The sequence below is a fragment of the Streptomyces changanensis genome (assembly GCF_024600715.1).
GTDB lineage: Bacteria > Actinomycetota > Actinomycetes > Streptomycetales > Streptomycetaceae > Streptomyces > Streptomyces changanensis.
The window spans coordinates 667,089-682,937 of the sequence record NZ_CP102332.1; the positions used below are offsets into that span (position 1 = coordinate 667,089).

The 15,849-nt window shown below is 74.9% G+C and carries 13 protein-coding genes and 1 pseudogene; 4 read left to right on the forward strand and 10 right to left on the reverse strand.

Annotated elements, in window-relative coordinates; translation table 11 throughout:
* Positions 1-22 precede the first annotated feature (22 nt).
* A complete protein-coding gene (locus NRO40_RS02860; protein ID WP_058940371.1) occupies positions 23-493 on the forward strand; it encodes a phosphatase domain-containing protein in 471 nt (156 codons plus the stop codon).
* Positions 494-731: 238 nt separating this feature from the next.
* Here NRO40_RS02860 and NRO40_RS02865 read toward each other — a convergent pair whose 3' ends face one another.
* Complete coding sequence (locus NRO40_RS02865; RefSeq protein ID WP_079046783.1) at positions 732-1,790, reverse strand: ROK family protein; 1,059 nt, start codon at positions 1,788-1,790, stop codon at positions 732-734.
* 218 nt (positions 1,791-2,008) lie between these two features.
* Here NRO40_RS02865 and NRO40_RS02870 point away from each other — a divergent pair, with 218 nt between their 5' ends.
* On the forward strand, positions 2,009-3,037 hold the full coding sequence (locus tag NRO40_RS02870; protein ID WP_058940372.1) for a LacI family DNA-binding transcriptional regulator: 1,029 nt from the start codon (positions 2,009-2,011) through the stop codon (positions 3,035-3,037).
* 110 nt (positions 3,038-3,147) lie between these two features.
* On the opposite strand, the gene NRO40_RS02875 is transcribed toward NRO40_RS02870, so the two are convergent.
* From NRO40_RS02875 to NRO40_RS02900, 6 genes and pseudogenes are all read right to left on the reverse strand, one after another.
* Complete coding sequence (locus NRO40_RS02875) at positions 3,148-5,250, reverse strand: serine/threonine-protein kinase (protein WP_058940373.1); 2,103 nt, start codon at positions 5,248-5,250, stop codon at positions 3,148-3,150.
* Between the two features lie 163 nt (positions 5,251-5,413).
* Complete coding sequence (locus tag NRO40_RS02880) at positions 5,414-6,715, reverse strand: DUF6986 family protein (RefSeq protein ID WP_058940374.1); 1,302 nt, start codon at positions 6,713-6,715, stop codon at positions 5,414-5,416.
* Positions 6,716-6,886: 171 nt separating this feature from the next.
* A complete protein-coding gene (locus NRO40_RS02885) occupies positions 6,887-7,861 on the reverse strand; it encodes an electron transfer flavoprotein subunit alpha/FixB family protein (RefSeq protein ID WP_058940375.1) in 975 nt (324 codons plus the stop codon).
* A gap of 60 nt (positions 7,862-7,921) precedes the next feature.
* A complete protein-coding gene (locus NRO40_RS02890; protein WP_058940376.1) occupies positions 7,922-8,716 on the reverse strand; it encodes an electron transfer flavoprotein subunit beta/FixA family protein in 795 nt (264 codons plus the stop codon).
* 188 nt (positions 8,717-8,904) lie between these two features.
* On the reverse strand, positions 8,905-9,471 hold the full coding sequence (locus NRO40_RS02895) for a flavin reductase family protein (protein WP_058940377.1): 567 nt from the start codon (positions 9,469-9,471) through the stop codon (positions 8,905-8,907).
* Between the two features lie 555 nt (positions 9,472-10,026).
* A pseudogene (locus NRO40_RS02900) lies at positions 10,027-10,380 on the reverse strand (TlpA family protein disulfide reductase); the annotation flags it as partial.
* A 259-nt stretch (positions 10,381-10,639) separates the two neighbouring features.
* Here NRO40_RS02900 and NRO40_RS02905 point away from each other — a divergent pair.
* A complete protein-coding gene (locus NRO40_RS02905; protein ID WP_058940378.1) occupies positions 10,640-11,353 on the forward strand; it encodes a lysophospholipid acyltransferase family protein in 714 nt (237 codons plus the stop codon).
* A 77-nt stretch (positions 11,354-11,430) separates the two neighbouring features.
* Here NRO40_RS02905 and NRO40_RS02910 read toward each other — a convergent pair whose 3' ends face one another.
* The 3 genes from NRO40_RS02910 to NRO40_RS02920 form a co-directional block, all read right to left on the reverse strand.
* Complete coding sequence (locus NRO40_RS02910) at positions 11,431-12,510, reverse strand: threonine aldolase family protein (protein WP_058940379.1); 1,080 nt, start codon at positions 12,508-12,510, stop codon at positions 11,431-11,433.
* The gene (locus tag NRO40_RS02915; RefSeq protein ID WP_058940380.1) at positions 12,507-13,265 is read right to left on the reverse strand and encodes an SDR family NAD(P)-dependent oxidoreductase; all 759 of its coding nucleotides are present in this window, start codon (positions 13,263-13,265) and stop codon (positions 12,507-12,509) included. The genes NRO40_RS02910 and NRO40_RS02915 overlap by 4 nt, the downstream gene beginning before the upstream one ends.
* Positions 13,266-13,327: 62 nt before the next feature.
* Positions 13,328-14,725: a DUF6421 family protein gene (locus tag NRO40_RS02920; protein ID WP_058940381.1), complete on the reverse strand. Its 1,398-nt coding sequence runs from the start codon at positions 14,723-14,725 to the stop codon at positions 13,328-13,330.
* A gap of 299 nt (positions 14,726-15,024) precedes the next feature.
* Here NRO40_RS02920 and NRO40_RS02925 point away from each other — a divergent pair, with 299 nt between their 5' ends.
* Positions 15,025-15,708 carry a glycerophosphodiester phosphodiesterase gene (locus NRO40_RS02925; protein WP_079046784.1) on the forward strand — a complete coding sequence of 228 codons (684 nt, stop codon included), beginning with the start codon at positions 15,025-15,027 and terminating at the stop codon, positions 15,706-15,708.
* Positions 15,709-15,849 lie beyond the last annotated feature (141 nt).

The following is a 15,849-nucleotide window of genomic DNA, read 5'->3' on the forward strand; positions in this document are numbered from 1 at the left end:
GGTGGAGGAGGGGGCGAGGGGTATGGACGGGTCGCGCGGCGTGAGCGGCGCCGGCGGGGTCGACGGGGCGTGGGAGGACGGTGGGCCTGGTGTGCTGCGGCTCCCCTCCGGTCGGTTGGTGCGCGGGCGGGCGCTGCGCCGGCCGCTGCCCGACGGGCCGGCGCCCCGGTTCGGCGTGTACCTCCTCGGCGAGCGCCCGCCGGAGACACCGTGGGAAACCCGGTGGCTGCGGTGGCCCGACTTCCGGTTGCCCGCCGACCGGGCGGAGGCGCGTGACGTGCTCGCCGAGGCGTGGGCACGTGCGGAGGCCGAGCGCGTGGAGGTGGCCTGCGGTGGGGGCCGCGGGAGGACCGGTACGGCACTGGCCTGCCTGGCGGTCCTGGACGGCGTCCCACCGGAGCGGGCGGTGGAGTTCGTACGGCGGTGGTACCACCCGCGCGCGGTGGAGACCCCGTGGCAGAAGCGGTACGTGCGGCGCTTCCCCGGCGCGTGAGCGAGCGGCCCGCGGAGCCGCACCACCGGGCGCTGCGCCCCTGACCGGCGCGGCCCCGGGCCCGCGCCGCTCCCGGCACGCGTCAGGGGCCCGCGGCTCCGGGCGCACGGCACGGTGCCTCGCCACCCGGGCGCGCACCGCTCGGCGCCGGGCGCAGTCGGCCCCGCGCCGCTCGGCATTGCGCGCGGGGCGGCCCCGCGCCGCTCGGCACAGCGCGCGGGTGTCGGGCCCGCGCCGCTCAGCGCAGGGCCGTGCCCCGTGGCCGGGTGCCGAACGCAGCCGCCGCCGCGCCCAGCAGTCCCGCGTCCGTACCGGTCGAGGCGGGAACCACCACCAGGTCACGGACGAAGGACAGCGTCGCGTACTCCCGCAGCGACCGCCGCAGCGGCGCGAACAGCACGTCGCCCGCGCCCGCCACTCCCCCGCCGACCACCGCGATGCGCACCTCCACCAGCGCCGCCGTCGCCGCGATCCCCGCCGCCAGGGCCCGCGCGGCCCGCTCGTAGGAGGCCCTGGCCACCGGGTCTCCCGCGCGGGCGGCGGCGGCGACACCGGTCGCCGTGGCGTCGCCGTCCGGCCCGGGGCGCCAGCCGAGCCCGAGGGCGCGGCGCGCGATGTTCGGTCCGCTGGCGATGCGCTCGACGCAGCCGCGTCCCCCGCAGGGGCAGGGGTCCCCGTCCAGGTCGACGCTGATGTGGCCGATGTGACCGGCGTTGCCGGTCGGGCCGGGGTGCAGGCGTCCGCCGAGGACGAGGCCGCCACCCACGCCGGTCGACACGACGAGGCACAGGGCGTCGTCGTGGCCCCGGGCAGCGCCCTGCCAGTGCTCGGCGGCCGTCATGGCGACGCCGTCGCCGACCAGCTCGACCGGAAGGCCGCCGCCGGCCGCGCGGACCCGCTCGACGAGCGGGTACCCGCGCCAGCCGGGCACGTTGACCGGACTGACGGTGCCCGCCGACGCGTCCACCGGGCCGGCGCTGCCGATGCCCACCGCGCCGGCCCGCGCCCACAGCGGCGACCCCGCGAGTTCCGCCAGCACGTCGGCGACGGCCGCCATCACGGTCTCGCCGTCCTCGCGGGCGGGGGTGGGGCGGCGCGCCCGGACGAGGATCCGGCCACCGCCGTCGACCAGGGCCCCCGCGATCTTCGTGCCGCCGATGTCCAGGGCGGCGACGAGGTCGCCCGGTGGGTCGGCGGGGAGCCCGGCCGGGGAACCGTTCGGAGACTCGGCCGAGGACGCGCTCGGAGATCCGGCCGAGTGTCCCGTCGAGGCATGGTGCCGCGGTTCCACGTGCATGGCTGTCGCTCTCCCCCGTGACGTCCCGGACCGGCGGCCCTTCTGCCGCTCTGTCAGTCTCACGGGCGATGACAACGTTGTCCAGGGCATATGCTCGACGCCACACCCCTCGCACACCGTGACCCCGGACCCCGGACCCCGGACACGGACCCGGACCCGACGACCGACCGGCACCGAACCGCCCCGACCCGCCCCCGACCGGACAGGAACCGCGCACCGTGGCCGAGACCACCCGCCACCCCGACCACCGCTACGGCAACCGGCCCACCATGAAGGACGTCGCCTCCCGGGCGGGCGTCGGGCTCAAGACGGTGTCACGGGTGGTGAACGGCGAGCCGGGCGTCACCGCCGACACCGAGCGCCGTGTACAGGAGGCCATCGAGGCGCTCGGGTTCCGCCGCAACGACAGCGCGCGGGTGCTGCGCAAGGGTCGCACGGCCTCGGTCGGCCTGGTCCTGGAGGACCTCGCCGACCCCTTCTACGGGCCGCTGAGCCGGGCCGTGGAGGAGGTCGCCCGGGCCCACGGCGCGCTGCTCATCAACGGGTCGAGCGCCGAGGACCCGGACCGGGAGCGGGAGCTGGCGCTGGCGCTGTGCGCGCGCCGCGTGGACGGCCTCATCGTGATCCCGGCGGGCGACGACCACCGCTACCTGGAGCCGGAGATGAGGGCGGGCGTCGCCACCGTCTTCGTGGACCGGCCGGCGGGGCGGATCGAGGCCGACGCGGTGCTCACAGACAGTTTCGGCGGCGCCCGCGGAGGTGTGGCGCACCTCGTCGCCCACGGCCACCGGCGCATCGGGTTCATCGGCGACCAGCCGCGGATCCACACCGCCGTGGAGCGGTTGCGCGGCTACCGCGCGGCGATGGAGGACGCGGGGCTCCCGGTCGACGACGCGTGGGTGTCGCTCGGCTCCACCGATCCCGGGCGCGTCCGCGATGCGGTCGCAGCGATGGTGGACGGCCCGCAGCCGGTCACGGCCCTCTTCGCGGGCAACAACCGCGTGACGGTGACCGCCGTGCGGGAGCTGTCCGGACGTGCTCGGCCGGTCGCCCTGGTGGGCTTCGACGACATCGAGCTGGCGGACCTGCTGGGGATCACGGTCGTCGCCCAGGACGCCGCCGCGCTGGGCCGCACGGCGGCGGAACGGCTGTTCCGCCGCCTCGAAGGGCTGCCCGAGGCGCCCGCGCGGGTCGAGCTGCCGACGACGCTGATCGCGCGCGGCTCGGGCGAGGTCCCGCCCGCCTGAGCCCGCCTGAGCCCGCCGCGCTCGACCACGGTCCGCCGCACCCGACGGGAGGAGTCCACCGGACCCGGCCGGGCGGACGCCGGGCGGGCGGACACCGGGCGGGCAGGCGGTCAGCAGTGCGGCAGGCCGGGCAGCGGGGCGTCGTTGTCGCCGCCCCGGACGTACACGTCGCTGACCCAGACACCGGTGTTGCCGCTGTCGTCGTCGGTCTTCGCCCACCAGACGTTGGTCCACTCGCCGTGCGTCTCTCGGCGGCCCAGGTCGGACTGGCAGTAGAAGTAGTTGGTACCGGCGTTGAGGACGCCGGCCTGGCTGCCGTCGCCCCGGTAGGAGGTGGCGGTGCGCCAGACGGTGCAGTTGTACTTGCCGCCGCCGATGGGGTGGCAGGCCGGCGCCTGGGCGCCGCCTCCGCCGGTGGTGCCGGAGCCTTCTCCCGTGGCGGACCCGCCGGTCGTGCCGCCGGTGGACCCGCCCGCGGTGGTCCCGCCGGTCGTCCCGCCGTCGGCGCCACCGGTTGCGGACCCGCCGCCGGGGCCGGGCGCGGCCGCCGCCCGTGACGGGGAGGGCGCCCCGGTCCGCGACGGGGAAGGGCGCGGGTCGGTGCTCGGCACGGTGCTCGTGGACGGGGACGCGTCGGCGGCCGGGGCCAGCGGCATGCCGTCGTCGTCGACCGAGGGGGCCGGCTCGGCGGTGACCTGCCCGCCGGTGAGTACCTGGCCGCCCTCGGGCGCCTCCTCGCGGTCCACCAGGGCGTACGTCACGCCGCCGCCCGCCAGGACGACGGCGGCCACCGCCGCCGCGACCACGGCGCGCGACCGTCCGGCGCGGGAGCGGGAACGCGCCGCGCGCGTGGCGGCGCGGCCACCGTCGGAGGTGCCGGCGCCGCTCGTCCCGTCCGCACCGGACGCCGCCGGGGCCTGTCCGGGAAGGGGGGCGGGCCCGCCGAACCCACCGGCGTGGGCCGCCCCGAAGGCGGGAGCGCCGAAGCCGGGAGCGCCGAAGCCGGGACGGTCCGCCCCGGGTACCGCTCCGGTCCCGGGTACCGCTCCCACGCCGGGCACCGGCTGGGCGCCTGCCGCGGCCGGTCCGGCCGCCGGGTGACCGGCTCCCGGGTGACCGGACGCAGGGGCCCCGAAGCCGCCGCCGGGGCCGGTCCCGGCGGCGTTCCCGGCATTGTCCTGCGCCGTGGGGTGCCCCTGCGACCCCCGCGCCCCGGGCGGGCCGTGTGACGCGGCGTGGCCCTGCCACCCGTGCGGCCCCTGCGGTGCCTGCTCCCCCTGCGGTGCCTGCTCCCCCTGCGGTGCCCGCGGCGGCGGGCCGAAGCCCTGCGGGGGCAGCGCCGTGTGTTCCGTCGGTACGTAGGCCCCGGGCCCGCCCGCGCCGTCCGCCACCCCGGCGAGGAGGCGGGCGGCCGTGGCGGCGTCCGGGCGGTGGGCCGGGTCCTTGGCCATCAGCTGCCGCAACACCGGGGCGAGGGGGCCGGCGCCGTGCGGCTCCGGCAGCGGTTCGGCGACGATGGCGGTGAGCGTCGACCACGTCGAGGTGCGGCGGAAGGGCGAGGCGCCCTCCACCGCCGCGTAGAGGGTCGCGCCGAGCGCCCACACGTCGGAGGCCGGGCCGGGGTCCTGGCCCTGGGCGCGCTCGGGCGCCAGGTAGTCGAGGGAGCCGACCAGCTCGCCGCTGCGCGTGAGGTGCGTGGCGGCGCCGTCGTCGGGGTCCTCCATGGCGGCGATGCCGAAGTCCGTGAGGACGACCCGGCCCGTGCGGTCGAGCAGGACGTTGCCGGGCTTGACGTCGCGGTGCAGGACGCCGACCCGGTGGGCGGCGGCGAGGGCCTCCGAGACCTCCGCGCCGACGCGGGCGGCCTCCCGGGGGTCCATGGTGCCGCGCTCGGCGAGCACGTCCGCGAGCGAGGGCCCGTCGACCAGTTCCATGACGATGACCGGGCGGCCCTCGTGGTCGGCGATGTCGTGGACGGCGATGACCCCGGGGTGGCGGACGCGCGCGGCGGCGCGGGCCTCGCGCTGCATGCGCACGCGCAGTTCGGCCAGTTCGGGGCCGGACGAGTCCGTGTACGTGCGGAGCTCCTTGACGGCCACCTCACGGCCCAGCACCTCGTCGACGGCGCGCCAGACGACGCCCATGCCGCCCCGCCCGAGCTGCCGTACCGGCCTGTACCGGCCGGCGATCAGTTGGTGTTCCCCCGAAGACAACCGCTGCCCCGTTCCTCGTCGCGTGGTGGACGCGTACAGGCTACGGGGGCAGGGGTGACGGCCCCGGCGCGGGACCGTCACCGTCAGGTCACCGCGGGTCCGTCACCGGCGGGTCACCGCGGGTCCGTCACCGGCGGGTCACCACGGGTCCGTCACCAGCGGGTCACTGCGGGGCGGTCGCCGTGAGGTCGCCGCGCCGCGGGGCGGCGAAGCGGTCCAGGTCCGCGCGGGTGAGGCCGGTGAGGCGGGCGACCTCGGCGGCGTCGAGGGCGCCGCAGTCGACGCCGCGCAGCAGGTACGAGCTGAGCGCCTTGGCGGTGGCGGGTTCGTCCATGACCTCACCGCCCGCGTGGCCGACGTAGGCGGCGAGGCGCGCGGCGGCCTGCTCGTACCCCTCGCGGTAGAAGGCGAAGACGGCGGCGTACCGGGTGGGCAGGTGCCCGGGGTGCATGTCCCAGCCCTGGTAGTAGGCGCGGGCCAGGGCGCGGCGGGTGAGGCCGTAGTGCAGCCGCCAGGCGTTGTGGACGTTCTCGGTGCTGCCCACCGGCAGGACGTTGGTGGAGCCGTCGGAGACGCGGACGCCGGTGCCGGCGGCCGCGACCTGCATGACCGCCTTCGCGTGGTCGGCGGCGGGGTGGTCGCTGGCCTGGTGGGCGGCGGAGACGCCGAGGCAGGCGCTGTAGTCGAAGGTGCCGTAGTGGAGGCCGGTGGCGCGGCCGCCGGCGGCGTCGATCATGCGGGCGACGGTGGCGGTGCCGTCGGCGCCGAGGATGGCCTGGCTGGTCTCGATCTGGATCTCGAAGCCGATGCGGCCGGGCCGCAGGCCGCGGGCCTTCTCGAACTCCTCCAGCAGCCGCACCATCGCCGCCACCTGCTCGGGATAGGTCACCTTCGGGAGGGTGAGGACGAGACCGTCGGGCAGGCCGCCCGCCTCCATGAGGCCGGTGAGGAAGACGTCGAGGGTGCGGATGCCCCGGTCGCGTACGGCGGCCTCCATGCACTTCATGCGGATGCCCATGTAGGGCGCGGCCGTGCCGTTCTCGTACGCCTCGGCGACCAGCCGGGCGGCGCGGGCGGCGTCGCGGTCCTCGTCGGCGTCGGTGTGGCCGCCGTAGCCGTCCTCGAAGTCGATGCGGAGGTCCTCGACGGGCTCGCGCTCCAGCTTGGCGCGTACGCGGTCGTGGACGGGCCCGGCCAGCTCGTCGGGCAGGCCGAGGACGGCGGCGAGCGAGGCTGCGTCGGGGGCGTGCTCGTCGAGCGCGGCGAGCGCCCGGTCGCCCCAGGAGCGGAGGGTGTCGGCGGTGTGGGCGTCGCCGGGGACGTAGACGGTGTGGACCGGCTGACGGGTGCCGGGGTCGCCGGGGTAGCGGCGCGCGAGCTCCGCGTCCACCGAGGCGAGGGAGGCACTCACGCCCTCGCTGACCGCGCCGGCGAGGCTTGTCGCCACCTGCTCCTGCTGACCCATGACCCGTGACCCTCCACCGTGACCGATTGCGGAGCAATTTCCGCTTCCCGGAATCAACAATCCGTATGGTGAAGTTATCCGGGGCGGCTGAGCTGCGTCAATGGTCTCCCGGAACGGCGCGGGGCCGCGCGGTGGACACCGCGCGGCCCCGGGCCGTGAAGACGTGGCAGCTCAGCCCTTGCGGGACTTGATCTCCTCGGTCAGCTGCGGGACGACCTCGAAGAGGTCGCCGACCACGCCGTAGTCGACCAGGTCGAAGATCGGGGCCTCGGGGTCCTTGTTGATGGCCACGATGGTCTTCGAGGTCTGCATGCCGGCGCGGTGCTGGATGGCGCCGGAGATGCCGGTGGCGACGTACAGCTGCGGCGAGACCGACTTGCCGGTCTGGCCGACCTGGCTGGTGTGCGGGTACCAGCCGGCGTCGACGGCGGCGCGGGAGGCGCCGACGGCCGCGCCGAGGGAGTCGGCCAGGCCCTCGATGAGGGCGAAGTTCTCGGCGCCGTTCACGCCGCGGCCGCCGGAGACCACGATCGCGGCCTCGGTCAGCTCGGGGCGGCCGGTCGACTCGCGCGGGGTGCGGGAGACGACCTTGGTGCCGGTGGCCTTCTCGGAGAAGGAGACCGAGAGGGCCTCCACGGCGCCCGCGGCGGGGGCGGCCTCGACGGGGGCCGAGTTCGGCTTGACCGTGATGACCGGGGTGCCCTTGCTGACGCGGGACTTGGTGGTGAACGCGGCGGCGAACACGGACTGCGTCGCGACCGGGCCCTCGTCACCGGCCTCCAGGTCGATGGCGTCGGTGATGAGGCCGGAGCCGATGCGGACCGCGAGGCGCGCCGCGACCTCCTTGCCCTCGGCGGAGGACGGGACGAGCACGGCGGCCGGGGAACCCGCGGCGGACACCGACTCGTACGCGGCCTGGAGGGCGTCCACCTTCGGGACGACGAGGTAGTCGGCGAACTCGGCGGCGTCGGCCGTGAGGACGCGGGTCGCGCCGTGCTCGGCGAGCGTGGCGGCGGTGGCCTCGGCGCCGGCGCCGAGAGCGACGGCGACGGGCTCGCCGATGCGGCGCGCGAGCGTCAGCAGCTCCAGGGTGGGCTTGCGGACGGAGCCGTCCACGTGGTCGACGTAGACGAGAACTTCAGCCATGGGATTGCTCTCCTGCGAATGCGAAGTCTGAGGGGGCGGTCAGTTGGCTCTGCGCGAGCCCTAGATGAACTTCTGGCCCGCGAGGAACTCGGCCAGCTGCTTGCCGCCCTCGCCCTCGTCCTTGACGATCGTGCCGGCCGTGCGGGCCGGGCGCTCCGTCGCGGAGTCGACCTTCGTCCAGGCGCCTTCGAGGCCGACCTCGTCGGCGTCGATGTCCAGGTCGCCCAGGTCCAGGGACTCCACCGGCTTCTTCTTGGCGGCCATGATGCCCTTGAAGGACGGGTAGCGCGCCTCGCCCGACTGGTCGGTCACGGACACGACGGCCGGGAGGGACGCCTCCAGCTGCTCGGTCGCGGCGTCGCCGTCGCGGCGGCCCTTGACCGTTCCACCGGCGCCCCCCTCGACGGAGACCTCGGAGAGCAGGGTCACCTGCGGGACGCCCAGGCGCTCGGCGAGCAGGGCCGGCAGGACGCCCATGGTGCCGTCGGTGGAGGCCATGCCGCAGACGACCAGGTCGTAACCGGTCTTCTCGATGGCCTTCGCGAGCACCAGCGAGGTGCCCATGACGTCGGTGCCGTGCAGGTCGTCGTCCTCGACGTGGACGGCCTTGTCGGCGCCCATCGACAGCGCCTTGCGCAGGGCGTCCTTGGCGTCCTCGGGACCGACGGTGAGGACGGTGACCTCCGCGTCGTCGGCCTCGTCGGCGATCTGCAGGGCCTGCTCGACGGCGTACTCGTCCAGTTCCGAGAGCAGGCCGTCGACGTCGTCGCGGTCGACGGTCAGGTCATCGGCGAAGTGCCGGTCGCCGGTGGCGTCGGGCACGTACTTCACACAGACAACGATCCTCAAGCTCACGCCGGCTCTCCTACTGCATCGTCATTACTGGGCTGCCTTGTTGCACGCAGCATAGGCGCCTGATGGGGCGGTTTCCGCTCGGGGCGGCCGCCCCGCAACGAAATATTACTCGTCAGTACACCGGGAGCCTTCCCCCTGAGCAAGCGCTTTGCACTGTGACCTTGCCAACGCTGAGTAACCGGGATTTCTCAGTCCCGGAGAGCGTTGAAGCGCCCGTGGTGGTACAGCAGGGGACGGCCCGCGCTGGCCGCCGGGTCGCCCGTGACGACCTCCGCGACGACGATGCGGTGGTCCCCCGCCGGGACGCGGCCCACGATCCGGCACACCAGCCACGCCAGGACGCCGTCCAGCACCGGGACGCCCTCGGGTCCGGTCCGCCAGCGGGTCGGCGCGGCGAAGCGGTCGGCGCCGCTGCGCGCGAACGTGGCGGCCAACTCGTGCTGCTGCTCACGGAGCAGGTGCACGCCGACGTGGGTCGCCGCGCGGACGGCGGGCCAGCTCGACGATCCGGTGCCGATGCCGAACGACAGCAGCGGCGGATCGGCGGAGACGGAGGTCAGGGAGCTGGCGGTGAACCCGACGGGGCCGCCGCCGTGCGCCGCGCCACCCGGGGCCGTGACCACCGCGACGCCCGCGGCGTGCCGGCGGAAGGCCGAGCGCAGCAGCTCCGGACCGGCGGCGCCGTCAGGCGCGGCGGCGCGGGCGGAGGGCACGGTGCGTGAGGGAGTGGCGGCGGGAGCGGGAGTGGCGGTCATGGAGTTGTCCTTCTGCAGGGGGCGTGCGTGCCGGGCGGTGGTCTGTCGTCGCTCAGACACCGGGACAGAGCGCGCTCGCGTTGCGGGCCGGGTCGAGGTGGACCCGCCCGTGGAGAAGGAGTTCGTACGCCACGGCGCCAGCCTGTCGAGCGGCGGCCGCCGCCGTCAAGGCCGCGCGGGGCAATGGGACGTGCATCACGGCCGGTCAGCGGGGTCGGCGGGACCGGCGGCGGGGGCGGCCGGCGCGGCGGGGTCGGCACTGGTGCCGGCCGGGGCGGCGGAGCCGACAGCGGGACCGGTGACGGGGCCGGCCGGGGCGGCGGAGCCGACAGCGGGACCGGTGACGGGGTCGGCCGGGGCTGCGGCGAGGTCGGCGAGACCGGGAACGGGGGCGTTCGGCCCGGCGTCGGGGGCGGCGCTGGTACCGGCCTGGGCGGCGTCGACGGCGTCGGGGGCGGCGCTGGTGCCGACGGAGGCATCGGAGGAGCCGGCCGGGGTATCCGAAGCACCGGTCGGGTCCCCGGCGGGTTCGGCCGGTGTGTCGGTGGGTACGTCGAGGGCGCGGCCGAGGGCCGCGATCACGTCGGCCCGCCGCGGCTGCCCGGCGCCCCGGCGCACGACGCGGCCGACGGCGTCCAGGACCAGCACGGTGGGGGTGGCGGTGATGCGCAGCTCGCGGACGAGGTCGAGGTTCCGCTCGGCGTCCACCTCGACGTGGGCGACTCCCGGGACCATGCCGGCGACGTCGGCGAGGACCCGCCGGGTCGCCCGGCAGGGCTGGCAGAAGGCGGTCGAGAACTGTACGAGCGTCGCCCGCTCCCCCAGCGGGGCGCCCAACTCCGCGGCGTCCAGGGCCCGCCCGTCGGGCGTCCGCCCGCCGTGCTCCCGCGCGTCGTCCCCTACCGCCACCGTGCCCGCCTCCGTCGTGTCGTTCCGCCCCCGTACGGCTCCGTACAGCACCCGTGCGGCCGGGCGGATTCCCGCCGTCGGCCCGCGCGGCGGGGACGTGACGAGTATCTCGCCGGGTTTACGGTCCTTGACGCCCGTCCGGGCTGGCCTGCGCGCTGCTCATGGGGCAGCATCGGCCCCGGGCCGAAAACCTACGGCTGCGTAACTTCCGCCGGGAGAACCCTCCCCGGACGTAGATGAAGAGAAGGGTGTTCTCCCGATGGCAGAACTCGTCTATCGGCCGGTCATCGGCGCCGCGCTCACGATGTTCAAGGCGCTCGACCTCAAGATCGACGTACAGGGTTCGGAGAACATCCCCCGCTCCGGCGGCGCGGTGCTGGTGAGCAACCACATCAGCTACCTCGACTTCATCTTCACCGGCCTCGCCGCGCTCCCCCAGAAGCGCCTGGTCCGGTTCATGGCCAAGGACTCGGTGTTCCGCCACAAGATCTCCGGACCGCTGATGCGGGGCATGAAGCACATCCCGGTCGACCGCGAGCAGGGCGAGGCGGCCTACCGGCACGCGCTCGACTCGCTGCGCTCCGGCGAGATCGTGGGCGTGTTCCCCGAGGCGACCATCTCCCAGTCGTTCACGCTGAAGGGCTTCAAGTCGGGTGCGGTGCGGCTGGCGCAGGAGGCCGGCGTGCCGTTGATCCCCATGGCGTTGTGGGGGACGCAGCGGATGTGGACCAAGGGACGCCCGCGCAACTTCAAGCGCAGCCACATCCCGGTGACCATCCGCGTGGGCGCACCGCTGGAGGCCTCGCCCGACCAGTACGCCGGCGCCCTCACGCGGCGGCTGCGCGAGCGGGTGCAGGAGCTGTTGGAGGCGGCGCAGCGCGCCTACCCCGTGCGCCCCCGGGACGCGGAGGACACCTGGTGGATCCCGGCGCACCTCGGCGGCACGGCGCCCTCCCCGGCGGAGCTGCGCTAGAACGGCGGAGAGCGGCCGGCCGGGACGTCGAATGACGTCCCGGCCGGCCGCTCTCGTCGTGCCGGGTGGTAACGGCCCTAGCGGGCCATCTCCTCCTTCAGCGCGAGGACGAACGCGTCCACGTCGTCCTCGGTCGTGTCGAAGGAGCACATCCAGCGCACGTCGCCGGCCGCCTCGTTCCAGAAGTAGAACCGGAAGCGCTTCTGCAGGCGCAGGGTCGCCTCCTGCGGCAGCCGCGCGAAGACGGCGTTGGCCTGGACGGGGTAGAGGATCTCCACGCCGTCGACCGCGCGGACGCCCTCCGCGAGCCGCTGCGCCATGGCGTTGGCGTGCCGGGCGTTGCGCAGCCACAGGTCCTTGGCGAGCAGCGCCTCGAACTGGACCGACAGGAAGCGCATCTTCGAGGCCAGCTGCATGGACATCTTGCGCAGGTGCTTCATGTACCGGCCGGCCTCGGGGTCGAGGACGATGACGGCCTCGCCGAAGAGCATGCCGTTCTTGGTGCCGCCGAGGGACACCACGTCGACGCCGACCGCGTTGGTGAACGCGCGCATCGGCATGTTCAGCGAGGCGGCCGCGTTCGCCAGCCGCGCGCCGTCGACGTGCACCTTCATGCCCAGCCCGTGGGCGTGCTCGACGATGGCCCGGATCTCGTCGGGCGTGTAGACGGTGCCCAGCTCGCTGTTCTGCGCGAGGGACACCACCTGCGGCATGGCGCGGTGCTCGTCGTCCCAGCCGAACGCCTGCCGGTCGATCAGCTCGGGGGTGAGCTTGCCGTCCGGCGTCGGCACGGTGAGCAGCTTGAGCCCGGCCATGCGCTCCGGCGCGCCGCCCTCGTCCACGTTGATGTGGGCGCTCTCGGCGCAGACCACCGCGCCCCACCGGTCGGTGAGGGCCTGGAGGGCGGTGACGTTGGCGCCGGTGCCGTTGAACACCGGGAACGCCTCGGCTGTGGGGCCGAAGTGGCTGTGGATGACCCGCTGGAGGTGGTCGGTGTACTCGTCCTCGCCGTAGGAGACCTGGTGGCCGCCGTTGGCCAGGGCTATCGCGGCGAGAACCTCCGGGTGGGCCCCGGCGTAGTTGTCGCTCGCGAACCCGCGCACGGACGGGTCGTGGTGGCGGCGCGCGTCGGTACGGGTCGGGAGGGCCGGGGTCACGGCTTGGGGGTCAGCCACAGGCGCTGTCCATTCACATCCTGGGCGGGCCGGTCCCAGACGCCGACGATGGCATCGGCCAGGTCCGTGACGTCGGTGAAGCCCGCGAACTTCGCGTTGGGGCGCTCGGCGCGCATGGCGTCGTGCACCAGTGCCTTGATCACCAGGATCGTAGCCGCGGCCGTCGGGCCGTCCTCGCCCCCCGCCTTGCGGAAGGCGTCGCCGAGCGCGAGGGTCCACGCCTCGGCGGCGGCCTTGGCGGCGGCGTACGCGGCGTTGCCCTCGGTGGGGTTGCTCGCGCCGGACTGGCTCACGAGGACGAACCGGCCGCGGTCGCTGCGCCCGAGCGCCTCGTGGAAGGCGAGGGAGGTGTGCTGCACGGTGCGGACGAGGAGCTTGTCCAGCACCTCCCAGTCGGCGAGGTCGGTGTCGGCGAAGGTCTTGCCGCCGCGCCATCCGCCGACGAGGTGGACGAGCCCGTCGATCCGCCCGAACTCCTCCTCGGTGCGCGCCGCCCACGCGCGGGTGGCCGCCGGGTCGAGCAGGTCGACGGTCTCACCGGCGACGGCGGCGTCGCCGTGCGCGGACCGGGCCGCGTCGACGGCCTCCGCGAGGCGGCCGGCGTCGGCGTCGGCGGCGACGACGGTCGCGCCGGCGGCGGCCAGCCGCAGTACGGCGGCGCGGCCGGCCGGGCCGGCCGCCCCGGCCACCGCGACGACCGCTCCGTCGAGCGCCGCGCCGTTCCCGTCAGTGGTCATGGTCCCTGCCTCCTGCGTCTGCGTTCCGGACGTCCCGGTCCTACCCTGCGTGCCGTCCGCGCTCACGCGGGGGTCCCCTCGACGTCGGCGGCGGTGATGCCCTTGGTGGAGGCGATCACGGACTTCAGCTTCTTGGCGAGGGCCTCGTAGAACATGCTGAGCGGGAACTCGTCCGGCAGCACGTCGTCGACGAGGCGGCGCGGCGGCTGGGTCACGTCCAGCGCGTCCGGGCCCTTGGCCCAGCGGGAGCCGGGGTGCGGGGCGAGGTAGGTGGAGACGAAGTCGTACGCGGCGAACCAGTGGACCAGCTTGGGCCGGTCGATGCCGTCGCGGTACAGCTGCTCGATCTCGCCGCAGAGCCGGTTGGTGACCTCGGGGGCGCGCCGCCAGTCGATGTGGAGGGTGTTGTCGGTCCAGCGGATCACGTCGTTCTTGTGCAGGTACGCGAAGAGCAGCTGGCCGCCGAGGCCGTCGTAGTTGCGCACGCGGTCGCCGGTGACCGGGAAGCGGAACATCCGGTCGAAGAGCACGGCGTACTGGACGTCGCGGCCGTGGGGGTTGCCCTCGGCCTCCAGGCGCACGGCCTCCTTGAAGGCGGTGAGGTCGCACCGCAGCTCCTCCAGGCCGTACATCCAGAACGGCTGGCGCTGCTTGATCATGAACGGGTCGAAGGGCAGGTCGCCGTGGCTGTGGGCGCGGTCGTGGACCATGTCCCACAAGACGAACGCCTGCTCGCAGCGCGCCTGGTCGCCGAGCATCCGCCGGATGTCCTCGGGCAGCTCCACGCCCAGTACGTCGACGGCGGCCTCGGTGACGCGGCGGAAGCGGGCGGCCTCGCGGTCGCAGAAGATGCCGCCCCACGTGAACCGCTCCGGGGCCTCGCGCACGGCGACGGTCTCGGGGAAGAGGACGGCGGAGTTGGTGTCGTAGCCGGCGGTGAAGTCCTCGAAGGTGATGCCGCAGAAGAGCGGGTTGTCGTAGCGGGTGGCCTCCAGCTCGGCGAGCCACTCGGGCCAGACCATCCGCAGGACGACGGCTTCCAGGTTGCGGTCCGGGTTGCCGTTCTGCGTGTACATCGGGAACACCACGAGGTGCTGCCGGCCGTCGACGCGCTCGGCGGCGGGCTGGAACGCCAGCAGGGAGTCGAGGAAGTCCGGCACGCCGTAGCCGGCGGCGGCCCACTTGCGCAGGTCGGCGACGAGGGCGCGGTGGTAGTCGGCGCCGTGCGGGAGCAGCGGGGACAGTTCCTCGACGGCCGTGACGATCCGGTCGAGCGCGGTGTCGGCGTCCGCGCGGGCCGGGGCGTCCTCGGCGTTGAAGTCGATGGAGCCGTCCGCGGACTGCAGGACGCGGATCTCCTCCACGGCATTCTTGAGCCCGGCCCACGCGGGGTGGTCGACCACCCTCATGTCGGTGGCCGGCGTTCCACCGGCTACGTCCTGGACAAGAATTTCCGTCATTTCACTTCCTCCACAGGAGAACCTCGCGTCAAGGCACCGTATACATCCGGGCTTACCCCCCACAAGGGGCCCTGACGTAAATTATCCTGCCCGACCCCCCTCCGAGCCGCCAATTTTCCCGTCCGGGGTGGCCGGTGCACTCGGTTCGGTCGCGGCCGGAGGGCGGCAGCCGGGTCGTGGGGGGCCGGACGGTTCCGCGCGGGGAGGGTTCCGCCGCGCAGCCGGGCGGTTACGCTGCGAACGGGCCGCGCGGGCAGCCGATCCGCGTGGGATCCGCCGTCGACGGAAGCGAGAGAACCTTGAGTTTCCTCACCATCGGTCATCGCGGAGTGATGGGCGTCGAGCCCGAGAACACCCTGAGGTCCTTCGTCCGCGCGGAGCGGGCGGGCATGGACGCCATCGAACTGGACCTGCACCTGAGCAAGGACGGCGCGCTGGTCGTCATGCACGACGCGGAGGTGGACCGCACCACGGACGGGACCGGGCCGGTCGCCGACCTGACGCTCGCCGAGCTGCGCGGCCTCGACGCCGGGCGGGGCGAGCGCGTCCCGGTCCTCGACGAGGTGCTGGACGCGGTGCGCTCGCCGATCCAGGCGGAGATCAAGGACGTGGCCGCCGCCCGCGTCCTGGCCGAGCTGATGCTCCGCCGCGACCTGGCGGCCCGCGTCGAGGTGTCGTCCTTCCACGACGACGCCGTCGCGGAGGTGGGCCGCCTGGTGCCGGGCGCGCGGACGGTGCTCGTCGCCGAGGAGTGGGGGCCGGACATCGCCGAGCGCGCCCGCGCGGCCGGCGCGGGCGCGCTCGCGCTGGACATCCGCCGCCTCACGCTGGAGACGGCGGACCTGGCCCGCGCCGCCGGCCTGCGGCTCATCGGCTGGGTCGTCAACACCCCGCAGCATCTCCGGCTGGCCCGCGCGCTGGAGCTGGACGGCGTGACGACGGACTATCCGGAGATCCGGCGCACGGGCCGCTTCCTCGCCTGACCTCCGCCGCCTCCCCACCACCGCCCCTGCCACCGCCCCGTCGTGGCGCCCCGCCGCCGGGCACGCCCCCGGAGGCGCCCGGGCCACTTCCGCCCCAGGTGTAACCGGCATGCCCCGGGGAACCCGCGTGCTGGATTCTGC